General features: G+C 32.3%; 22 protein-coding genes. 5 read left to right on the top strand and 17 right to left on the bottom strand.

The window, feature by feature from the left end:
- Window positions 1–28: 28 nt before the first annotated feature.
- A complete protein-coding gene (locus MTP08_RS04800) occupies window positions 29–1,546 on the bottom strand; it encodes an NAD(P)H-hydrate dehydratase (protein ID WP_243577271.1) in 1,518 nt (505 codons plus the stop codon).
- Between the two features lie 133 nt (window positions 1,547–1,679).
- Here MTP08_RS04800 and mscL point away from each other — a divergent pair, with 133 nt between their 5' ends.
- Window positions 1,680–2,120, top strand: a complete 441-nt coding sequence (gene mscL / locus MTP08_RS04795; protein WP_209389711.1) for a large conductance mechanosensitive channel protein MscL — start codon at window positions 1,680–1,682, stop codon at window positions 2,118–2,120.
- A 74-nt stretch (window positions 2,121–2,194) separates the two neighbouring features.
- Here mscL and MTP08_RS04790 read toward each other — a convergent pair whose 3' ends face one another.
- Window positions 2,195–3,154, bottom strand: coding sequence for a D-2-hydroxyacid dehydrogenase (locus tag MTP08_RS04790; protein ID WP_209389710.1), 960 nt, complete (start codon window positions 3,152–3,154; stop codon window positions 2,195–2,197).
- A gap of 95 nt (window positions 3,155–3,249) precedes the next feature.
- Window positions 3,250–3,651 (bottom strand): LNS2 domain-containing protein, encoded by a 402-nt coding sequence (locus tag MTP08_RS04785; RefSeq protein WP_209389709.1) that lies wholly within the window; start codon window positions 3,649–3,651, stop codon window positions 3,250–3,252.
- A 239-nt stretch (window positions 3,652–3,890) separates the two neighbouring features.
- Here MTP08_RS04785 and idi point away from each other — a divergent pair, with 239 nt between their 5' ends.
- The 3 genes from idi to gcvT are packed head-to-tail and all read left to right on the top strand — an operon-like array spanning window position 3,891 to window position 6,019.
- A complete protein-coding gene (gene idi, locus MTP08_RS04780; RefSeq protein WP_243577270.1) occupies window positions 3,891–4,409 on the top strand; it encodes an isopentenyl-diphosphate Delta-isomerase in 519 nt (172 codons plus the stop codon).
- Entirely contained in the window at window positions 4,406–4,894 is a 489-nt protein-coding gene (locus tag MTP08_RS04775; RefSeq protein WP_243577269.1) for a hypothetical protein, read from the top strand. Before idi ends, MTP08_RS04775 begins: the two co-directional genes overlap by 4 nt.
- 48 nt (window positions 4,895–4,942) lie before the next feature.
- On the top strand, window positions 4,943–6,019 hold the full coding sequence (gene gcvT, locus MTP08_RS04770) for a glycine cleavage system aminomethyltransferase GcvT (RefSeq protein ID WP_243577268.1): 1,077 nt from the start codon (window positions 4,943–4,945) through the stop codon (window positions 6,017–6,019).
- 362 nt (window positions 6,020–6,381) lie between these two features.
- Here the strand turns inward: gcvT and MTP08_RS04765 are convergent, their stop codons facing one another.
- The gene (locus tag MTP08_RS04765; RefSeq protein WP_243577267.1) at window positions 6,382–6,735 is read right to left on the bottom strand and encodes an arsenate reductase family protein; all 354 of its coding nucleotides are present in this window, start codon (window positions 6,733–6,735) and stop codon (window positions 6,382–6,384) included.
- A 98-nt stretch (window positions 6,736–6,833) separates the two neighbouring features.
- Here MTP08_RS04765 and MTP08_RS04760 point away from each other — a divergent pair, with 98 nt between their 5' ends.
- Window positions 6,834–7,301 (top strand): acyl-CoA thioesterase, encoded by a 468-nt coding sequence (locus MTP08_RS04760; RefSeq protein ID WP_243577266.1) that lies wholly within the window; start codon window positions 6,834–6,836, stop codon window positions 7,299–7,301.
- 65 nt (window positions 7,302–7,366) lie between these two features.
- On the opposite strand, the gene rimO is transcribed toward MTP08_RS04760, so the two are convergent.
- The 13 genes from rimO to lysS all read right to left on the bottom strand — a co-directional run bounded on the left by rimO (window position 7,367) and on the right by lysS (window position 23,323).
- Window positions 7,367–8,668: a 30S ribosomal protein S12 methylthiotransferase RimO gene (gene rimO, locus MTP08_RS04755; RefSeq protein ID WP_243577265.1), complete on the bottom strand. Its 1,302-nt coding sequence runs from the start codon at window positions 8,666–8,668 to the stop codon at window positions 7,367–7,369.
- 129 nt (window positions 8,669–8,797) lie between these two features.
- Complete coding sequence (locus tag MTP08_RS04750) at window positions 8,798–10,201, bottom strand: exopolysaccharide biosynthesis polyprenyl glycosylphosphotransferase (RefSeq protein ID WP_243577264.1); 1,404 nt, start codon at window positions 10,199–10,201, stop codon at window positions 8,798–8,800.
- A 78-nt stretch (window positions 10,202–10,279) separates the two neighbouring features.
- Window positions 10,280–10,825, bottom strand: coding sequence for a dTDP-4-dehydrorhamnose 3,5-epimerase (gene rfbC, locus MTP08_RS04745; protein WP_243577263.1), 546 nt, complete (start codon window positions 10,823–10,825; stop codon window positions 10,280–10,282).
- Between the two features lie 66 nt (window positions 10,826–10,891).
- Window positions 10,892–11,860, bottom strand: coding sequence for an NAD-dependent epimerase/dehydratase family protein (locus MTP08_RS04740; protein WP_243577262.1), 969 nt, complete (start codon window positions 11,858–11,860; stop codon window positions 10,892–10,894).
- A 14-nt stretch (window positions 11,861–11,874) separates the two neighbouring features.
- Window positions 11,875–12,966 (bottom strand): glycosyltransferase, encoded by a 1,092-nt coding sequence (locus tag MTP08_RS04735; protein WP_243577261.1) that lies wholly within the window; start codon window positions 12,964–12,966, stop codon window positions 11,875–11,877.
- Between the two features lie 139 nt (window positions 12,967–13,105).
- Window positions 13,106–14,065, bottom strand: coding sequence for a glycosyltransferase family 2 protein (locus MTP08_RS04730; protein WP_243577260.1), 960 nt, complete (start codon window positions 14,063–14,065; stop codon window positions 13,106–13,108).
- Window positions 14,062–15,108, bottom strand: a complete 1,047-nt coding sequence (locus MTP08_RS04725) for an EpsG family protein (RefSeq protein WP_243577259.1) — start codon at window positions 15,106–15,108, stop codon at window positions 14,062–14,064. The genes MTP08_RS04730 and MTP08_RS04725 overlap by 4 nt, the downstream gene beginning before the upstream one ends.
- 69 nt (window positions 15,109–15,177) lie before the next feature.
- Window positions 15,178–16,371, bottom strand: a complete 1,194-nt coding sequence (locus MTP08_RS04720; RefSeq protein ID WP_243577258.1) for a glycosyltransferase family 4 protein — start codon at window positions 16,369–16,371, stop codon at window positions 15,178–15,180.
- 14 nt (window positions 16,372–16,385) lie between these two features.
- Window positions 16,386–17,699, bottom strand: a complete 1,314-nt coding sequence (locus MTP08_RS04715) for a flippase (protein WP_243577257.1) — start codon at window positions 17,697–17,699, stop codon at window positions 16,386–16,388.
- Window positions 17,700–17,724: 25 nt separating this feature from the next.
- Complete coding sequence (locus MTP08_RS04710; protein WP_243577256.1) at window positions 17,725–20,073, bottom strand: GumC family protein; 2,349 nt, start codon at window positions 20,071–20,073, stop codon at window positions 17,725–17,727.
- Window positions 20,074–20,241: 168 nt separating this feature from the next.
- Window positions 20,242–20,886 carry a DUF3575 domain-containing protein gene (locus tag MTP08_RS04705; protein ID WP_243577255.1) on the bottom strand — a complete coding sequence of 215 codons (645 nt, stop codon included), beginning with the start codon at window positions 20,884–20,886 and terminating at the stop codon, window positions 20,242–20,244.
- A 4-nt stretch (window positions 20,887–20,890) separates the two neighbouring features.
- Complete coding sequence (locus MTP08_RS04700) at window positions 20,891–21,460, bottom strand: sugar transferase (RefSeq protein ID WP_243577254.1); 570 nt, start codon at window positions 21,458–21,460, stop codon at window positions 20,891–20,893.
- A 162-nt stretch (window positions 21,461–21,622) separates the two neighbouring features.
- Entirely contained in the window at window positions 21,623–23,323 is a 1,701-nt protein-coding gene (gene lysS / locus MTP08_RS04695; protein ID WP_243577253.1) for a lysine--tRNA ligase, read from the bottom strand.
- Window positions 23,324–23,584: the final 261 nt, after the last annotated feature.

Below are 23,584 nucleotides of genomic sequence, written 5' to 3'. Positions count from 1 at the left end.
ATGTTTTTTTCATAGAAAATATTTAAAGTCACAACCAAGTTGTGGCTTTTTTATTGAGTTCCAGAAAAACATTTCCCAATTCCGAAATTACATCGGTTGGCTGCGTAGATTCTTTAGAATACTTTTCAGCAGCAAAATCGGCTGCTTTTCCATGAAGCCAGACTCCTAAAATGCCTGCTTCTTCCTCAGAATATTTTTGTGCTAAAAGTGAAGTGATAATGCCCGTTAAAATATCTCCACTGCCTCCCTTTGCCAATCCGGAATTTCCTGTAATATTATAAAAAACCTTTTTTTCTGGTGTTATTACCTGAGTATGATGATCTTTGAGCACAATATAAATATCTAGTTCTTCGGCTTTATTTTTTGCCAAATCTAACCTCTCAAAAGAATTTTGAGTTTTCCCAAAAAGCCTCTCAAATTCTTTGGGATGCGGCGTAATAATAGATCTTGAAGGAATATTTTGAAGATTTTCAGGGTTTTGAGCCAGAATATTTAATCCATCTGCATCTAAAATTAAAGGTTTAGAATAATTTTTCAGAAACTGAATCAATGCTTTAGCTGTTAACAAATCGGTATCAAGACCAGGGCCTATTCCATAGATTGCATCATCAACAATATTTATTTCGGTAACATTTTTCTCTCCTCCTTCTATAAACATTGCTTCTGGAGCAAGAGTCTGTAAAATTTCAACTCCACATTTCGGAGCAAGAGCAAAAGTAAGACCTGAACCAGCTTTTAAAGCCGATTTTACAGCGAGAGAAATAGCTCCTATTTTACCGTAACTTCCGCCAATCAGAATAGATTTTCCATACGTACCTTTATGAGAAAATTCTTTTCTTGGCTTGAATATACCATTGATTAACTCGTCATCTATTACAAAATCATCACTTGGAGTTTTAAAGATGAAATCTTCGCTTAATTGGATGTCCAAAACAATAACTTTTCCAGCAAAATTGCCCGATTCGGGATGTAAAAATGCTTTTTTCCAAAACTGAAAACTTAAAGTAACATCAGATTTAAAAATCACATCATTTTCTTCATTCATTATATCCGCAAACATTCCGGAGGGAATATCTATTGATATCTTAGTGTTTTTTATCTTGTTTAAATCTTCAACCAGTTTCTGATATTTCCCTTCAAGTTTTCTCGACAAACCTGTTCCGAAAAGGGCATCTATAATAATAACATTACTTTCTAACGTCATTTTTTCAAATTCATCAAAATCTTTGAGTTGAATTTCATTAATATTTTTCAGCCTCTTTAAATTTACTAAAGCATCGTCAGAAAAATTATTTGTTTTCTCATCTGCATAAACCTGAACATTAAAACCTTTAGAGTAAAGTAATCTTGCAATAGCAAAGCCATCGCCTCCATTATTACCATTGCCACAAAATATTGCAAATTTTGTATTCAGCTTAAAATTGATAGAAATCCATTCTGCACAGCTTATTGCTGCCCTTTCCATTAAATTAACTGATGAAATGGGTTCGTTTTCTATAGTGAATAAGTCTGCTTTTCTGATTAATTCTGCTGAAAAAATTTTCATAGATATTGATTTTCAATAAATTTAAACATAATTATTATGCATAACTAAGGATTTAGATGAAAAAACAGATAAAAAATACAGTTTTTTATTTTTATAATAATATTTTTGCACAAAACATTTAAAAATATAAATTATGGGAATTGTAAAAGAGTTTAAGGAATTTGCAATCAAAGGCAATGCTTTTGATTTAGCAGTGGGTGTTATCATCGGAGGTGCATTTGGTAAAATTGTAACCAGTATTATCGATGATTTAATCATGCCAATTGTTGCTGCAATTGTAGGAAAACCAGACTTCAGCAGCATTTATTTTGCAATGGGAAAAGGTGCAGAAAATATTCCTGCAGGTGCAACACTTGCAAAAGCTAAAGAAATTGCTCCTGATGCAGCTATTTTTGCTTACGGAAATTTTATAACTGTTGCGATCAACTTTTTATTGTTGGCATTGGTTGTATTTATGCTTGTAAAAACCATCAATAAAATGAAAAAAGCAGAAGTTGCAGAAGCACCAGCTCCGGCTCCAACTGCAACAGAACAATTACTTGCTGAAATTCGTGATGAATTGAAGAAAAAATAAGTATTTTGTATCAACAAAAAATAAATCCGCTACAGTTTTTTCTGAAGCGGATTTTTTATTCTGAAATAAAAATATTAATGAATTTGCAAAATACTTGAAATCTGTTCTGCCAAAGAAAGACCAATTCTGTCCTGAGCTTCTAGTGTAGATGCACCCGTATGCGGCGTTAAAGAGATTTTGGAATGCTGCAAAATTTCTTTTGAAGGCGTAGGTTCTCCCACAAAAACATCCAGCCCTGCAAATCTTACTTTACCAGAATTTAAAGCTGCAATTAATGCATTTTCGTCTATAACTCCACCTCTTGAACAGTTTACGATTGCCACACCGTCTTTCATCATATCAAACTCATTAGTAGAAATCATGTAACCACTTTTTTGAGCCGGAACGTGTAAAGTAATAAAATCTGCATGTTTTAAAACATCGTGTAATGGTTCTGTTTCAATATCTACATTGATAAACTGATTATTGTAAAAGGTTACTTTTATACTCGCTTTCCCAATCATGTTATCCGCTGCAATAACTCTCATACCCAGTCCTAAAGCTATTTTTGCAACTTCCTGACCGATTCTTCCCATTCCGACTATACCGATGGTTTTTCCTTTAAGTTCAATTCCTGCAGCGTATGCTTTTTTAAGACCAGCGAAATCTGTATCACCAGATATAGGCATTTTTCTATTAGAATCCTGTAAGAATCTGGCTCCCGAAAACAAATGTGCAAAAACCAATTCGGCTACCGACTCGGAAGACGCAGAAGGGGTATTGATGACATGAATGCCTTTTTCTCTTGCATAATCAACATCAATATTATCCATACCAACTCCTCCTCTACCGATAATTTCCAAAGACGGGCAATTATCTATAATATCTTTTCTTACCTGTGTTGCACTTCTCACCAACAAAGTACGGATTTTATGCTCATTAATATAATCCAAAAGCTCTTCCTGAGGTACTTTTGTGGTAATTACTTCAAATCCTTTTTCTGTTAATGCATCAATTCCTGACTGGTCTAAACCATCATTCGCTAAAACTTTCATAAACGTAATACTATTTAAAAATTGAAAGATTTAAAAATTAAAAAACTGAGCGATAAACTTAGCATTCTTAACTTTTAAATCTTTTCTATTAGATTTTAATCTTTAAAAACTTCAATGGTTACTTGTTTTTCTACCAAATCTGTAAATTTTCCTTTGTATCTGGTAGCTCTTACAAGGTGGTTATCTATCCAGTGATAATTTCCTCCTCTTGGTTTTCCGCATAATACACTATGGTATTTGAAGCCATGCTTATCGAGCCAGTCGATCGTAATCTGCTTTAAATTTTCTGTGCGAGAAGTAAAAAAGCAAATCTGGTGACCTTCATCATACCATTTATTAATGGTTGCCAATGCATCTGGATAAGGTTCGCAAGTGACCATTCTTTCAGGTTCTTCATTGGGAACATCATCCGTAATTGTACCGTCTATATCTATAAGATAATTTTTAGTTCCGTCCTTGAGAATCGGACTGATATGCTCAATATATTCCAGTTCCATCGTTAAAATTTTTAAAGTGCAAAGTTACGCTTTATCAGGAAAACATAGGTAGTAAAAGTAGTTTATGTTAATTTTTTAACGAAAAATTCATTTTAAAGTTAACAAAATACAAGTAACCTTTATATTTTTCGCAATTTTCATTAAAAATTTCCACTTCTATAATTTATAAATTTCCATTAAGAATAAAAAAACTAAACATTTATTTTACAAAATCGTGTAATAAACTTAAATTTGTAGGAATGGAAGAAATGGTAGTACTGGTAAATCCTAATGATGAAATTTTAGGTTTAATGGAAAAACAACAGGCACATCTCAATGGCTTGCTTCATCGTGCTTTTTCGGTATTTTTATTCAACGAAAAAGGCGATATGCTTTTGCAGAAGCGTGCTTCAGGAAAATATCATTCTCCGTTAAAATGGACCAATGCCGTATGTTCTCATCCAAAATCGGGAGAAACTTATCTGGAAGGAGCACAGAGAAGACTTAGAGAAGAGTTGGGAATAAATGCCGATATTTCGGAGAAATTTCATTTTATTTACAAGGCAGATGTTGGAAATGGTTTATGGGAACACGAACTGGATTATGTTTTTACCGGAATTTACGATTCTGAATTTAACCTTAATACCGAGGAAGTAGAAGAAGTTCGGTTTATTTCTCCTAAAAATTTAGATCGAGAAATATCCGAAAATCCTGAACATTTTACAGAATGGTTCAAAATTATTCTTGAAGAATACAAACATCATTTTAAACACAAATGAAAAAATATCTTTTTATTTTCACTGTATTATGGAGCGTCTGTACATTTTCGCAACAATTACGCACCGAAATCTATGAAACCGAAAATTATTCTATAGAAACACCAGATACCTGGAAGGTAACCAATGATCAAGGAATTGTAAACATTTTCCCGACCAATCAAATTGGTGCCATTACCATTTCAGAATATCATCATCTGGATCTTCCTAAAAGTGAAGTTAAAAATTTTATTCTTGCCCTTTATCATTCTTCGGATGATGAAAAAAAAGTAAAAAATACAGGAAGTAAAAAAGGATTTTCAGAATATCAATACGAATATTTTGATGAGAAAGAAAAACTATTCTGGTTCACGAAAGTATATCAAAAGAATACGGATTTATTCCTTCTAACCATCAATTGCCAGCAAAAACACTGGAACGGAAACTATATGAAGTTGTTTAAAGAATCTTTCGACAGTTTCAAAATAAAAAAAATAAACGACTATTAAAATTTCAGTAGAAAATAGAAATAAATAATTCAAAATAAATATCCATATATGAAAAAAACAGCTTTATATGACAAGCACGTTTCTTTGGGAGCGAAAATAGTACCATTTGCAGGATTTGAAATGCCTGTACAATATTCCGGAGTAACAGAAGAGCATTTTGCAGTAAGAGAAAAGGCAGGGTTGTTTGATGTTTCTCACATGGGACAGTTCTTTATTGAAGGAGCTGGTGCAAAAGATCTTTTGCAATATGTAACTACCAATAATGTAGATACTTTGGAAAACGGAAAAGCTCAGTATTCTTGTCTTCCGAACGAAAATGGAGGTATTGTAGACGATCTTATCGTTTACAAAATGGCAGACGAAAAATATTTCGTGGTCGTAAATGCTTCTAACATCGAGAAAGACTGGGATCATATCTCAAAATACAACACTTTCGGAGCAAAAATGACCAATGCATCAGACGAGATGTCTTTATTGGCTGTTCAGGGACCAAAAGCTACCGAAATTCTTCAGAAATTAACCGAAACAAATCTTTCAGAAATCCCTTATTATCACTTTACAGTCGGTTCTGTGGCGGGTGTAAACGATATCATTATTTCTAATACCGGTTATACAGGAAGTGGAGGTTTTGAAATTTATTTCAAAAACGAATCTGCAGAAAAACTTTGGGATGCTATTATTGAAGCAGGAAAAGAAGAAGGAATTATCCCTTGCGGACTTGCTGCAAGAGATACTTTGAGATTGGAGAAAGGATTTTGCCTTTACGGAAACGACATCGACGATATTACTTCTCCAATAGAAGCAGGTTTGGGATGGATTACCAAATTCGATAAAGATTTCGTCTCTAAAGAAACTTTCGCTAAGCAAAAAGAAGAAGGTGTAACAAGAAAATTAGTGGGATTCGAACTTACCGATAAAGGAGTTCCTAGACACGATTATCCTGTTGTAGATGCAGAAGGAAAGGTTATAGGAAAAGTAACTTCAGGAACTCAATCTCCAATGAAAAAAGTAGGTTTAGGATTGGCTTACGTAGATAAACCTCACTTTAAACTAGGTTCCGAAATTTTTATTCAGGTAAGAAATAAAAATATCCCTGCAAAAGTGGTAAAAGCTCCTTTCGTGTAAATATTGCAAAATACTCATCAGATTTATTCAGTTTGATGAATTAAGAATACACTTTTAAAACCTGCACCGTTGCAGGTTTTATTTTTTTAGGAGCTTAATCCGGCTATACACTATATCTTTTTTGTTTTTAGTTATTTTTTGTATTCAATATCAATTTTCATCAAAAAAAAACAAAAAAGGATGCCGTTTCTATCCGGGCTAAACCAAGAAAACCTAACGGGTTTCAGAAACCTGTTAGGTTTAGCCCCTCCCGCAACTACAGTTTGTTTCCCTAATAACTGTTTGGGACTTCCTGCAATTGTATTTTATTTTCCCCAATCTGTTTGGGACTTCCTACGTACGTAATTTGCATCAATTAGTTTCTAGTGATAAGATAACAATACTTTCAAAGCTTCTACATTCTTCTTGTCATTTCCTAGAAAAATTGCGTTATCAGTAATAAAAACCGGACGTTTTAAAAAAGTATAGTGATCCAATAGCAAATCTTTAAAATCATTTTCAGTTAACGCTTTTACATTCAAACCTCTTAATTTAATCTGTGTAGATTTTTTGCTGAACAAAGCCTCATAAGATTTTGTTTGCTTGTACATTTCTTCCAATTCTTCAACGGTAATTGGCTGTTTCTTAATTTCCCGAAGTTCCCAGTCTGTAAGATCAAATTGGGTTAAAATTTTCCTGCAGGTATCACAGGTATTCAGATAAAATACTTTTTTCATTATAGCTTAGACGTTTAATTGCCTATTTCAATCTTCAAAATTAAGATTTAATCTAAACTTTTAAAAATTATAAATACCTTTATTCAAATTTTAAAATAATGGAAAACAAACCGGTTACCTTTCAGTTTATCTCAGAACCTTCAGATGTAAATTATGGAGGAAATGTACATGGCGGAAGTGTAATGAAATGGATTGATCAGGCAGGTTACGCCTGTGCAACAACATGGAGCGGAAATTATTCTGTAACCGTTTATGTTGGCGGAATACGCTTTTACGATCCTATAAAAATTGGAGAAATCGTTAAAGTTGAAGCTCAGGTAATTTATACAGGATCTTCGAGTATGCATATATCGATTAATGTATTTTCCAGAAACCTGAAACAGCCTAATTTCGATAAAAAAACACATTGCATTATCGTTTTTGTCGCAGTAGATGAAAATGGAAAGAAACTTCCTGTTCCAAAATGGATTCCTGAAACCGAAGAGGAAAAACAGAAAGAAAAATACGCCATTCGCCTCATGGAACTGAGAACTCAGATTGAAGACGAAATGAAGCCATTTTTATAATACCATATTTATGAAAAAAGCCAAAATCTTGCGATTTTGGCTTCATTTATTGAGTTACTCTTTTTTTAAACCAATTCTCCGTAAAGGTCGAATTCCTCTGCAGAAGTAATCTTCACGTTGGCAAATTCGCCAATAGAAATATAAGTATTTTCGGCAGAAATAAGTACGGTATTATCTACATCCGGAGAATCGTATTCGGTGCGTCCTACGAAATAGTTACCTTCTTTACGATCGAAAATACATCTGTAAATCTCACCAATCTTTGCTTGATTCTTTTCCCATGAAATCTGCGACTGCAACTCCATAATCTCTTCTACTCTGGCTTCTTTTACTTCCTGCGGAATATTATCTTCCAACACATACGCTGTTGTATTTTCTTCGTGAGAATACGTGAAGCAACCTAATCTGTCAAATTTCTGTTCTTTTACCCAATCTTTCAGTTCCTGAAATATTTCTTCAGTTTCTCCAGGATAACCAACAATTAAAGTAGTTCTGATCGCCATATCCGGAACTTTTTCTCTGAATTTACCCAAAAGAGCATCTGTTTTTTCGTGAGTAGTTCCTCTTTTCATCGATTTCAACAAATCTGAATTGATGTGTTGCAAAGGAATATCAATATAATTACAAACCTTTGGTTCTTCGCGAATAATATCTAATACATCTTCCGGAAAACCGCTCGGAAATGCATAATGCAGACGAATCCACTCAATTCCTTCTACTTTTACCAACTCCTTAAGAAGGTCTGCCAAAGCTCTTTTTTTGTAAATATCCAGTCCGTAATAAGTAAGATCTTGTGCAATAAGAATAAGTTCTTTTACCCCAACTTTGGCTAACTTCTGTGCTTCCAGAACCAGTTTTTCAATAGATGTAGAAACATGACCGCCTCTCATTAAAGGTATTGCGCAAAAAGAACATGGTCTGTCGCATCCTTCAGAAATTTTAAGGTAGGCATAATGCTTTGGTGTTGTAGTAAGCCTTTCTCCAACTAATTCGTGCTTATAATCTGCTCCCAAATGCTTTAATAAAATAGGCAAATCTCTAGTCCCGAAATATTGGTCTACATCTGGAATTTCTTTTACCAAATCCGGCTTATATCTTTCTGAAAGACATCCTGTAACGAAAACTTTCTCTACTTCTCCCCTATTTTTTGCTTCAACATAATCTAAAATGGTATTAATAGATTCTTCTTTAGCATTATCTATAAAACCACAGGTATTGATGACTACAATATCTCCTTTATCTTCATGCACAACTTCTTTTCCATTGGCTTTCAGCTGGCTCATCAGTACCTCAGAATCATAGACATTTTTGGAGCAACCCAATGTTACGATATTTATTTTTTTCTTTCCTACAGATTTTGTGCGCATTTTATATAGAATAATAAGTAATTAGTAATCAGCAATTTTTGTGGGTGCAAATTTAGGAATAAAAAAAAGAACCGAAAGGATTCGATTCTTTTTATTTGCAAATAAATTTATTAATATCAATTAAGAAGATTAATACGCTTGTTCATCTCCCCTAACTATATTATATAAAGTAAGAAAAATAATTTTCATATCTAAAAAGAAAGACCAATTCTGGATATACCAAATATCTTTTTCTATTCTTCTTTCCATATCTTTATCCGTGAATATTTCTCCTCTCGCACCCATAACCTGAGCCCAGCCTGTAATACCCGGCTTCACCATATGCCTCGTCATATATTTTTTGGTAATTTTTGAATACATATCTGTTTGAGAAAGCATGTGTGGTCTTGGTCCCACCACCGACATATCGCCAAAAAAAACATTAATAAACTGGGGTAATTCATCAATACTCGTTTTCCTCATGAATGCACCAAACTTGGTAACTCTGGCATCATTTCTTTTAGCTGTCTGAAAATCTGCCTGCTTATTGGAAGCCATACTTCTGAATTTAATGCAATTAAAAGGTATATTTTTGTATCCTGACCTTTTTTGAAGAAAAAACACAGATTCATTACTTTCTATTTTGATAATTATGGCTACCAAAGGAATGAGCCATGACAATAAAAAAACAATAACCAATAGAGAAAATACAATATCAAAAGTTCTTTTTAAAATTTGTTTTTTTGGATCCGAAAGTGGTTCTTTCATTAATTTTAAAAACGGAATATCCTGAACCATTTCAACATAGTAAGAACCTAATTTCGCATACTTAAATTCTGGAACCATATAAATTCTAATCATTTTTTGCTCTGCCGCCTCTACAATATTTTTATATTGTTCAAGATCAATTTTATCATCACAAAAAATAATGCTGCTGATTTTGGTATTATCAAAATCCTTCAGCATTTGATGAACATCTCCTAAATATTTATTACAGGTAATTTTTTCTCCACAGGAATAGACTCCTCTTATTCCCATAAGTCTTTTTAAACTTTTGTTGGATAAAAGATAGCCCGACAATTTATTTTCGCCAATTAGTACCGTATTGTAATTGTACAGCTTTCTGCCCAATCTTACTCTGTTCTTTTTTCGGTAAAGAAACAGTGTAAATCTTACCAAGGTCATAATAATTCCAATTACAAGAAAATATCTTAATACATTCTCATAATTAATTTTAATGGATAAAATCTGGCTTAAATAAATAGCTGTGAAGACAACTAATAAAGAATAAGCTTTAAGAAGAGCATTAAAATGAAGTGAAGATTCTTTTATTTTAATGTTTGTATAAGGCTTTGTGATAACAGTAGCAATAAACCAAGAAAGATTCAGAAGTACAAATTGAGCTTTGTAATCTTGGTAAAAATAATTCTGGTCTGCTTCAAAAAAATAATATTTACCAATAAAAAAAACAAAATTGATAGTAAAATAATCTACTATCCTAAAAAACCTCGACAAATGTTTAATAAGATATACCAGCATACGTTCCACAGTCATTTATAAATCTATCTAATATGCTACCTAAAATTAACATGGTTATAGGAGAAATCTTAATAATTTCATTTTCTAAATATATTAAAAATTTCTTAAAGCAAAAGTTTCTAAAACTTTATCTTTATCAGAAAGAATAATATCTTCTACAGGAAGCTGCCAATCTACATTTAAGTCTTTATCATTCCATAAAATACCTCCTTCAGAAGATTTGTCATAAAAATTATCACACTTATACGCAAAAACAGCAGTCTTGCTGAGCACAGCAAATCCGTGAGCAAATCCTCTTGGAATATATAATTGACGTTTATTTTCTCTAGATAATTCAATCGAAAACCACTGACCAAAGGTTGCAGAATTTTCTCTTACATCTACCGCAACATCCAAAACATTTCCCTCAATACAAGAAACCAATTTCGCCTGAGCACTATCTCCTTTTTGCAAATGCAGACCCCTTAAAACGCCATAAGATGATTTTGAAATGTTATCCTGAACGAAATGACCATTCATGCCGGTTAATTCTTCAAACTTTTTTTCATTGAATTTTTCAAAAAAATATCCTCTTTCATCTTCAAATATTGTTGGTTCTATGATGTAACAGTCTTTTAAAGGTGTTTCAATTATTTTCATGGAGTTTCGTAATCGTTTTAAAGCAAATATTTTTGAAAATTTATCCTTAGAATTTTATATTGGTTATTATTCTAAATGCAAATTATTATTATCGTTATACCAATCTTTCAGAGCTTCGCTGAATGTATAATGAAACTGGTATCCACTATTATGCATTTTTTTTCCGCTGACGTTGGTAGAAGTCATTAGTTTTTTTACTCTGTCGGGATGAATTCCAATAGATTTACCGCCCATCATTCCAATTATTGAAGCTGCAAACTGAAGCAAACCACCCGGAATCATGTAAATTTTACGCTGTACCTGAATGGTTTTCATCATTTCTTCTGCTATATTTTCTATTGTGAAAGCAGGTTCGTAAGTACAGTTGAAAATTTCGTACCGTGGTTCTGAAATAGATAATCTAAAGAGCATAAAACGTATCAGTTCTTTTACATAGATACTGGCTTTAACCGTATCCTTTCTTCCCGGATAGAAAAATCTGTTTTTCTTAATTCCCCAATAGAGTCTTGTAAAATTTCCGTTTTCTCCCTTTCCAAAAACAACACCTGGCCTTAAAATCGTTAGTTGTCTTTTATTTCTTTCTTTAACCTGCCAATTGATATGAATTTTCTCTGCTACCAGTTTAGAAATCCCGTAAGGAGTATTTGGCATCGGAAGTATTTCTTCATCCTTCAAATCTTCTGACGCTCCATATGGTGCGATGGAGGAAGTAAATATCAATTTTTCAATGCTAAACTTTTCGGCAAAAGCCGTTACGTTTTCTGCACCTTTCATATTGGTTTCGAAATATTCGTGATCTGGATGTCCCGGTGTAGTATGAACAGCCGCAAAATTAAATATAACGAAATCATTATTTACAGGAATATTCAGTTCTATTGTTGATCTTACATCACAATAAATAAACTCAGATTTTCCCTGATGATTATTTTCAACTATATCGAGATTATAAATCTTGGATGCAGCATCAATACCATCCAAATGCTCTATTAAATGGGTTCCTATAAAACCTGAGCCACCAAATATTAAATAATTCATATTTATGCCTAAAATTATGCTCGTTTATAAATTTTTACTAATTCATCAAAATTTTTGTCTTTATCAAAAAACTCTTTGCAATGTTTATAGGAGGCTTTTCCCATTTGAGCTCTAAGGGAATTATCCTGTAATTTTTTAATTGCTAACACAGCCTCGTCCATACTATTGACCAAAAATCCAGTTTTACTGTCTACAACAGAATCTTTGTTGCCAACAATATTACTAGCTACAATTGGTTTACCAAGAGCCATTGCTTCAAGAATCGCAATAGAAAGTCCCTCCCATAAAGAAACTTGTAAATAAACATCAAATGTTGATGTGATGGATAACAATTCTTCTCTTGATCCGATCCATCCAGTAATTTTTACATTGGGTGCCGTAATCTGATTCCTCAATTCTCCGTCACCAATCCAAATAAAATTGACTTCCGGCAATTTTTGAGCAATTTCATTAAAACCAGACGGATTTTTTTGAGCGTGCAAAACCCCAATTGTCCCAACAGTAAAATTATTTTTTAAAATACTATCTTCAATGAATTTTTGATTTTTAAAATCGATACCATTTCGTACAAAATAGGTTTTACCAATTTTTCTTGCAAATTCTAATTCTGTTTCGCCAGAGCCTATTGTAGTTCCACCGAAGAAAAACTGAACATACTTCTCTATTAACTGGTATATTTTTTGTGCAGTTGGAGATATATCCTGACGAAGAAATGCATAGCCATGAGGCGAATAGAAAATATGACTTTTTTTAACGATTCCTGTGGCAGCAATTCTCCCCAAAACGCCAGCTTTTGAAGAATGCAAATGTAGAATATCAGGACGCTCCATTTTCAATATACCTCTAAGCTTTAACAAAGACTTAAAATCACTTTTAGGGCTTATGTTACGAGTCATCTGAACTTTTATGAATCTTACATTTTGTGAGAAATCATTTGCAATCTTAGATTCATCTAAAACATCTCTTTTACTATAAATAATAACAGTTTCAAAATCATCAGAATTAGGCAATCCTATCATATAAGACGTCAAATCTTTGAGATAAGTATAAATCCCTGTACTGAAGGCTTCAGCAATGTGTACTATTTTTATTTTTTTCTCAACCAAAATAATTGTATTTAATTGATATTGCTAATATACAAAGTACTGAATTTTTAACCACAATTCCCATATAATACTCAATTCCGTATCTATTTTTTTAAACAGTTTTATTTACAGTTTTCACTTTCTATAAAACCTTTTTAATTTAAACTCTTGATTTTCCAAATCTATAGAAAAACCTAAGTACATCTGTCCCAAAATACGAAACAAATGCGGCTAATCTAGCTTTTTTTCTAGCTTTATTATCTACTAAAACTTCTTTGCGATATTTTTGTGCTAATAGAAATAATTCTTTTTCTTCTGAACTTTTCACTTTCGTTTCTACCAAAAGATGAAAAATAAAACTGAGCAATCTGCAATTAATACCTTTAGCCAAAACAGGATATTGCTTCTTTGTATTCTCGAAATCGTCTACAATAAAACGCATACTGTTCATTTTTTTTGCAGAAAAAGGAGCTCCTTCTATACTATCAGTTCTAATTAAGTAATAATATGTCTTTTTATTGGAAACTGCCACGCCGGAATCTGATGAAAGCAAAATTTTGTATGTGGTGAACATATCTTCATAAAGCAAATCTACGGGAAATTTTAAACTATCAAAAAGGCTTCTGTGAAATAATTTTGCAGTCGCATTATGATCGAAATAATCTTGATAAAACATATTCTCTAATGCCTCAAGAGTTGGCAAAAAAAAGTCTTTTTCATTATCGTTATCATCCTTTTCAATATGTTCATTAGAAACATATTGAAATTGAGAAACTGCAATTTTCACATTATGGTTCAACACTAAATCCAGTAAAGTCTGTATATAATCTGCTCTTACATAATCGTCGCTATCTACAAAAGTAACATACTCTCCTTTAAATATTGACAAACCAGAATTTCTTGCTTCAGACAAGCCTCCATTGGTTCGGTGAACAACTTTTATTCTGGAATCTTTTTCTGCAAACTCGTCACATATCTTTGCTGAATGATCCGTAGAACCATCATTTACCAAAATAATTTCTAACTGATTATAGCTCTGATTCAGTAAGCTATATACACATTTATGAAGATATTTCTCCATATTATAAACCGGAACAACAATCGAGATCAATGGTCTCATAAATTAAGGATTTTAGATTGATATGGATATGTTTCTCCAAGATTTGCGTAAGGTATTGTAAGTCCCCAATACAGAATAAATAAAGCAGCACAGATAAACCCCGTTACCAACTGTATTTTTTTATCTTCTATCGAATTAATCAATAAAGGAATAATGATAATCGAAAGATAAGAAAAGTAATACATTCCTCTAATAGCAAAGGTAGACTGTATAGCCGCAAAACATAAAATTATAGAAATGAGAAAAACTGTCTGAAAAAGATTTTTTTGAGAAGTTTCGAGCTGCGAAAATTTTCTAAAGGTGATTAATAGAGAAAAAAAGACTATACATAAAAATAAATCGGACAATGGAAGATTAGACCCATAAAGTCCTCCAGATTTATAGTTTTCAAAACCTTCTTTTACCGCTCCTAGACCTACAATCCCAATAATAATATAATCTAATAGAAAAACCACCAAAATAAAGGAAACTCCAACAATGAATTGAAACAACCAAAAGTTTTTAATAAATTTTGATGTATAAAAGTATATAGGAAAAATTGCAAAAAAGATAAATGCGCTAAAGTGAAATGTACTTGCTAATCCAACTAAAATTAATGCTTTAATCCTGTTTCCTGTTATTAAATTCGAGAATGAATAGAGACATACAGCCAACGCCATCATCTGTCTGGTCATATTCAATGAATTTGAAAAATAAAGCAGAAAATAAACTAAAAAAGCCCAAGTCAGAAGATTAGTTTTTTTCAGCTGAAGTATCGCTAATGCTATAAACGTAACAATAAAAGCCTGAATAAAAAAGAGTAAAAAAGAAAAATCGTTGAAGATTTTTGTAATAATATAATTAAAATAAGAATAACCCACATCGGTACTCACATCTTCATTATATCTGAAAAAGGATTTTGCCTGTCTTGCTTCTCTGAAATAGTCCCTAACGTATGAGCTTGTATCGGTACCAATATTCAAATCTCTGCAACCTGCAAAAATACTGGGTATAAGAATCGCTATAATCAGAAATAAAATCCCCAATACTTTTTTTTTATCCAAGAAAAAATCTGATAATTTAAAAAATATTAATGAAACAAAAAATACAAATAGATAGATCATATTATTTTCTCAACTAAGGCTTTTCCCAACTTTATTGTTTTGGTTATAAATAGATTCTATTGCATTAAAAAATAATTCGCCAGAATGTTTCCAGCTTTTTATTCCTTCAAAATATTCTTTATTGATAGCTTCACTCATATCCTCCAACAATTTAGGATTATTATACAACATAAGAAAAGCATTTTTTAATTCATCTTGATTATTTTTCTCAATGATAATTCCTGTTTCCATGTGGGTAACCATTTCCGGCAAACCACCTACATTGGTTGCTATAACCGGTTTTTTAAATGCAAATGCAGACATAATCACTCCACTTTGGGTAGCGTCTGTATAAGGACATACAACTACTGAAGATTTTAATATCAACTCCGAAAGTTCCTCTGGCTCAATAAATTTATTTACAATCTTAAGATTGGGTAAAACTTTATATGCATTAATATCAAAATCGAAATCTCCATTTCCCGCTATAGTTAACGTAATATTAGGAAATTTCCCATCAGAACACAATTCTGAATAAGTATCTAATAAAAATTTTATTCCTTTATACGGCGAAATTCTACCAAAAAACAATATGTTAAACTCTTTTTCTTTATTATTTGAAGTCGCACTTATTTCATTTTCCTGTGCATAATAGGTCAGATATTCATAAACACTTAAAAAAGATGAATGAACATTCATTTCGTTTTGACCATTTTTTACTAAAAACTCATTTTTTTGATTGTTATTCAGTAAAATTTTGTTCTTAATCAGTCTAAAAAATAATTTTCTTAAAATTTTATCCAGAATATTTCCTTCACCCGAATGCAGAAAAGGATCATGTACAATAAGAAGTGCTTTATTTCTAAGTCTAATAGCTGAACAAAAATAGGTGAGGGTAATATTGTCTATAATAATTACATCAGGATTTATTTTTTTTAAGACCTTATCAATTTTATAAGAATTGTAAATTTTCTTTATAATATGAGATGCTCTTGTACCTTTTATAACAAAAGTTGTATCTAGAGGAATTAATTCTGAAAACCTTTTGATCTGCTCTACCCTATTTCCAATGGTGATGAAATCGGTAAGCTTTTCTCTGTCAATATAATTGTATATCTTATGTAAAGCTTCGGTAAAAAAAGAAATTTCCGATTTCTTTTTTAAAGAATTTATAAGAGAAACATTTGCATCAAAAGCAAAAACAGATAAAAATGAAACTTTCATGATATAATTCTGACTTATGATTTTAGCGATCTCATATTTTTAATATTCTTAACAATAACACTTATTGAAAACTGTTCTCTGCTAAATATATTAACATTATTTTTCCTGATGATAAAAACCTGAATTGCCACAATAATAAATTCTGTACACGTCCAAATGGTAGATGTCGCCAAAGCTCCGTATTTAGGGACAAAAATAAAGTTTAATATCAAACTGAAAACTGCCGCAAAAATAGAAATGGAAAGAAAATACTTATCCATTTTTAAATTTAACATCACCAAAGAGCCAAAAAACATATTAAAAAAGATCGCAAAGAGACCAATACTCAATACTTCAAGTAAGATTACACTGTCCTGAAATTTATCTCCAAAAAAAACATTAACTATGAATGGACCGAAAATTGATATTGATAAAACTACAGTGATGGTGAGAAGAAGAAATAATGGCAATATCTTTTGAATAAGCTTTGTTCCGGCATCAAAACCTTGCGTAAATGCTGCTCCAATGAAAGGAAATAAACCTTGTAATAATGGTCTCATTACAACATTTCTTGCGATATCCACAACCTTCTGTGCAGAAGTGTAAAACCCAACAACACTACTAGAATGATAAAACCCTAAAATAACAGTACTCGTCGTAGAATAAAGAGAAATAATTAAATTCGAAAAGAAAATAATTTTATCTTCATTAATTAAATTTAATACCTCCTTAAACTTAGGGATTTTCAGTTTTAAATCGAATTTTCTGAAAGCAATAATAAATAACACGAAAGAAACCAATACTGGTACGAGATTAAAAATGCAGGCATAAATTATATAATCTTCTTCTCGCCTTATAAAAACAAGTACACCTACCATTATAAGAGATCGTGCAGCAAAATTATATCCTGCAATAAATTTCAATTCCTGTTTAGCCTGAAATAACCAATTTTGCGAAAACAAAGACTGAATACAGAATGCAAAACTTATAAAAGATATAAAGTAGTCTTGCTTCAAAAAAGGAATGAATAGTAAACAAGGAATAAAAATAATAAAAGATATAACCAACAAAAAAAACTGTGAGAAAAAAATCTTCGAGAAAAGGCTGTTAATAGCATCTTTATCATTATTAAGATGAACTGCTCTGCGAACTCCGGTTAATTCGAAAGAGTAAGATACAATTAGTACAAAATATAATGCAAAAGATGCTGCATAGTTTATAATCCCAATTTTTTCAGGACCCAAAATACGGGAAACTATCGGGATGGTAACAAATGGAAAAATGTAATTTGCAATCTGAACAACTCCTAAAGAAGTTACACTTTTCAATAAATTTTTATTGCCGCTCATTTGTATATCCGCTAATTTTCAACTGTTATTTTCTCTTCCACCAGCTGGTTTTTGTAGCTTGATAGCCATATCCGAATTTATTTCCATATCCGAAATTAGATTCTTCAACCCCATTCAGTACAATTCCTACATTAGCGATTTTTTTATCTTCAACAGTATTTTTCAAGAATTCCAAATAATCTTTTTCTGTAACACCAGCTCTTGTAACGTAAACAATAACGTCAGATTTATTGGCAATAAGAATAGAATCTGTTACAAGCATTAATGGAGCGGTATCTAAAACAATAAATTTATATTTATTCTGATTTTTAAGTTGAGAAAACAATTCGTCTAATCTTCCATTCTGCAAAAGTTCTGTCGGATTAGGCGGTATAGACCCTGAATATATAAAATCGCAGTTTTCATTATATCCACTTGGATGTATGATATTTTCAAGGGTTGCAGAATCATCACCTGCCAAAAATTCGGTTAGCCCTTTAGCAGTTCTCATCGATGGATTATATCTCTGCAACTGCGGGTTTCTGATATCGGCTCCAATAACCAAAACCTTATCTCTTGAAGACGCTAAAATTAACGATAGGTTGGATGAGATAAATGTCTTTCCTTCTCCTTTTACAGAAGAAGTTACCATAATAATTTTCTGTGCATCTTTTACAGGTAAAAGGAATTTCAGATTCGTTACAAAAATCCTAAATGCCTCTGCCATAGGCGAAACATCGTTAAAGGAAAGTAACGCATTTTCAGATTTCTTCAAAATAGGTATTTCGGCCAAAACAGGTACATCTGTAAGTTTTGTAATATCTGATCTTCTGGAAATCGTAGTGGTTAAAATATTCTTTAAATAAATTATTAAAAAAGGAATAAAAACCGCAAAAACAAGGCAAACTGCTAATATTAATGGTTTTTTAGGAGCTACAGGATTGCTGAATACAAATGCTTTATCTATAACTCTTGCTTTGTCTGCTGTAATTTCCAAACTAATTGCAGCTTCTTCACGTTTCTGAAGTAATAAAAGATAAAGATTTTCCTTAATCTGTTGCTGACGTTCTATGCTTCTGAATAATTTTTCCTGAAAAGGAATTTTACTAATCATAGATTCGGATCCGCCTAACTGAGTTTCTACTTTTCTTCTCGCTAATTCCAGGCTGGTAACATTTCTTTGCAAAGATTCAGAAAGAGAAGATTTCATCTGATCTATCTGCTCATTCATATCTTTTACAATAGGGTTATTTGGAGTTGCTTCCTGCAAATATTTGTTGCGCTGAACCACCAGTGCATTATATTGCTGAATAGCATTTAAAGCTGCTTCATTCTCCAATCCTATATTAAGCGGTAATACATCACCCGTACCCTTTTTATTCAGGGAACTTCTTAGGAATTTACTCAACTCCATTTGGGTTGCCAGTTCCAGCATCTGAACTTTACTCTGTTCCTTCGTCTGAAGGTTGATTCTGGCTTCTGTAGGAAGATCTACAATATTATTTCCGGATTTAAAGTCTTGTTTTTGAGATTCAACATCTCCAAGTTCTTTAGATATTAAAACAATTCTTTGATCTATAAAATCTTTTGTCTTCTTAGATTCTATATTTTTATCATTAATTGCATACACATTATATTGTCTTACCAAACGATCAAGAAAATCTTTTGCTTTCGCTGTATTTTCGAAATCTACAGATAATGTAATTATAGTTCCGTCTTTATCCAGCAAATCTACTTTTAAAGCGCGTTGATAACCGTCTACAGCACCATCAAAACTCGTGTAGTAGAATATAATATCCGACATATCTACTTTAAAAGGAGCTTTATATTTAGGATTTTTTGAGATGATAATTATTCCAAATGGCAGACTTGTGGTTTTATTAAAAGAAGTAACAATGTCTTTGTCGAACTCTTCCGAAGATAATGTTATTATATTTCCTTTTGTTTTAATGGAAATAGGCTTTTTCGGAAGGAGAACATTTTCTTTTTCCTGAACTACATTTACTATATATGGATTTGTTTCTCCGTACAGTTCGATATCTTTCAGAGTCTGCTTTGCATAAAAAACAGTTTGAAAATTAAGTTCTTTCAAAACATCCTCTACAATAGTTTTGGATGCAAATACACCTACTTCATTTTCAATACTGTTGGTTCCCATTCCACCAAATCCTCCGAGACTTTGCAAAACACCCACATCTCCCGATGCGGCAGACATTTTTTTCGCATCTTTTATAAGAACTGAGGTCTGAACTTTAAAAACAGGAGACTTAGATTTTATGTAAAAAACAGCACCAACTAAAGCTAAAAAAACAGTCGCAACGAAATACTTCCAGTTTCTTAAATATGGTGATAAAAGTTCCTTTATATTGATTTCCTTCTTGCTATTATGATCCATTTTTTGGATTAATTATATTTTTGTAAACGATTGCAAATATATCTATTATTTAGTTAAAAAGGGAGTTTTTGAGTATCTATATTTTGTTAAAAGTCGGTTTTGAAGTACATTTTTTATCAGTAAAAGAACAAAAAAGCAAGTATATATAGAATAATTTATTTTTTAGGTTTATAATTTATAGGTAAACATTACTCCCACTCGTGTTGGTATCATTTCTCCGCTTTTATTCCATTTTTTTGCGCCATCATATCTCTCATGATTATCTTTAAGATATCCTTTATAAATCGATTGTGATGTTCCAATTCCTGCAAAAACATCTAATCCTAGCTTTGAATTAATCTCAAAATGATAACCACCACTTATCCCAAATATAAAGGACACACCTTTTTGAAATCTCTCCGTCATTCTAATACTTCCATCTGGTAATCGTTGTGGATTTCCATTTTCATCCGGAACCGTAGAGGCATTATAATAATTCCATTTTTGAAGATTAAATAACGCTATTGATCCGTAGGCTCCAACATACCATTTCTTCATCACTTCATCAAAATAGTACCGGCCTTCCAATGTCCCCATATATATCTGAAGATTTTTTCCAGCAAATGATTTCCAGGGGGAAACAAAAACTTCAGCCTGAACCGATATTTTCTCAGTTACTGCTTTTTCTACTGCACCATTAAAAATCCCTATTGGAATAAATGGAGCATTAATTTTAACTTCAGTTTGAGCAGAACACCACAAAAAACAAAATGAAACCGCTACTATTAAAACTTTAAATGTTAAATATCTGAAAATCTGTTTATAAACTAACATAAAATTATTTGCTTAATACGAAAAAGGTTTTAAGCAAAATTTGTGCATCTTTTTTGAACGATAGGTGATAATAGTAATCCAGATTCATTTTTACTTTTTCGGGAAAGAGAATATTATCATTGTAAGATAAAGGATCTTCCTGCTCTTCAAGCAATTTTTCTTCATTCCGGAATTTAATTCCAGCTTCACTCGTAAGTCCAGGTTTTAATTCTAAAATCAGGCGATTTTCTCCTTCCAATATATCATAATAACCTGGCAAATCGGGTCTCGGACCTACAAAAGACATATCGCCCTTCAGAACATTGAATAATTGTGGAAGTTCGTCTAATTTTGTTTTACGCATCCAGTTGCCTACAGATGATTTTTGTGATGTTTCAGAATGATAAGTTCGGAATTTATAAATTACAAACAATTTCCCGTATCTTCCAACCCTTTTTTGAGTAAAAATTCCCGGAAAACCAGTATCGAAAGATGAAACAAGTAGAAGAATCAGAAACAGTGGTAACAAAAAAATAATGGCTGCAGAGCTTAGTCCAAAATCAATTAAAGCTTTCCACCACGGGTATTTTTTCACGTTGTATTTATTGTCTTGTAAATATAAGTAAAGATATTTTAATTAAAAATTTTCTGTCGTTATGAATATCCTATAAATTCATAAACACAATGTAAATTGCTATAAAACAAAAAAAACTGCTTTATAATTATAAAACAGTTTTTCTATATATTTTTTAAAGGCTTATGCCATTTTCATCCATAGAACTTCATCAATTTTTTCCACTTTAGCTATTCCGGCTTTAGTTAAAGTTTTTGATGCTTTATCCCATTTTTTACCCGAAAGGTGAGAACGGTTTTTCACTTCATTCAACTCCATTGGCTCTTCCTGGGAACCTAGAATTTCTAAAATCACCTTTTCATCATCACCCAGTTCAATTTGCGGAGTTGCTTTTTCCGGCTTCATTTGAGGGAAAAATAACACTTCCTGAATGGAAGGATTATTGGTTAAGAACATAATCAATCTATCCATCCCAATTCCTAAACCAGAAGTTGGCGGCATACCATATTCTAAGGCTCTAAGGAAATCTTCGTCAATAAATCCGGTAGCTTCATCATCTCCTTTTTCAGATAATTTCAGCTGCTCTTCAAAACGCTCTCTTTGGTCGATAGGATCATTCAACTCAGAATAGGCATTGGCAATTTCTTTACCACAAACCATCAATTCAAAACGCTCCGTTAAACCTTCTTTGCTTCTGTGCTTTTTGGTTAATGGAGACATTTCAACCGGATAATCTGTAATGAAAGTTGGCTGAATGAAGTTTCCTTCACATTTTTCACCAAAAATCTCATCAATCAGTTTGCCTTTCCCCATAGTTTCGTTCACTTCAATGCCGATAGATTTAGCGAAGTCGAACAATTCCTGCTCAGACTTTCCTGTGATATCAAAACCTGTGTACTTAAGAATTGCTTCCGTCATAGAAACTCTAGGATAAGGAGCTTTCCAGCTGATGGTATGCTCTCCGAAAACAGATTCTGAAGAACCGTTTACAGAAGTTGCACAGAACTCGAGCAATTTTTCGGTAAAATCCATCATCCAGTTGTAATCTTTGTAGGCTACATAGATTTCCATGGCGGTAAATTCCGGGTTATGGGTTCTGTCCATCCCTTCATTTCTGAAGTTTTTAGAGAATTCATATACGCCGTCAAAACCACCAACAATCAATCTTTTAAGATACAATTCGTTGGCTATTCTTAAATATAAAGGAATATCTAAAGCGTTATGATGCGTAATAAACGGTCTTGCTGCCGCTCCACCGGGAATTGACTGTAAAATAGGAGTTTCTACCTCAAAATATCCTGCGTCATTAAAGAAAGTTCTCATTGCATTAAACAGCTTTGTTCTTTTCACGAAAATTTCTTTTACGTGAGGATTTACTGTTAAATCTACGTAACGCTGTCTGTATCTTAATTCCGCATCATTAAATGCATCATGCACTACCCCATTTTCATCGGTTTTTGCCTGTGGAAGCGGTCTCAAAGCTTTGGTTAAAAGCGTAAAATTCTTCACTAAAACAGTTTTTTCCCCAACCTGAGTGGTAAAAAGCTCACCTTCAATACCGATGATGTCACCAATGTCTAAAAGATGTTTATAAACTTCATTATACAAAGTTTTATCTTCTCCTGCACAGATTTCGTCTCTGTTGAAGTAGATCTGAATTCTTCCTGTAGAATCCTGCAACTCAGCAAAAGAAGCTTTCCCCTGAATACGGCGGGACATTAATCTTCCCGCAATTTTCACCTGTTTACTTTCAGAAAAATTCTGTTTTATAGATTCTGTAGTATCTGTAATTACATATTCTTCTGCCGGGAATGCATTGATTCCCATTTCAACAAGCTTATTCAGCTTTTCTCTTCTAATGATTTCCTGTTCTGATAATTGCATTTGTAAATTCGATTTTTTTTCGACTTGCAAAAATAGGGATTTTTAAGCGTTTATGAAACCTGAATTTTATTTAAAGCATAAAAGTCGCAAAAGTTTCATATTGAATTGAAGTTGAGCGGTTTTCTTTTTAAGCTTTATAAAAAAGAATATCTACTAAACCACCCCGTCAAAAATTTCTTTGAAATTTTCACTATCCCTGCATAGAAAGGGAATTTTTCAAAACTGAATCACCCGCAGCCCGACCTGAGTGGAGCTCTTTTT

The sequence above is a fragment of the Chryseobacterium oryzae genome, assembly GCF_022811665.1.
GTDB lineage: Bacteria > Bacteroidota > Bacteroidia > Flavobacteriales > Weeksellaceae > Chryseobacterium > Chryseobacterium oryzae.
This window is presented reverse-complemented; position numbering and strand designations above follow the sequence as displayed.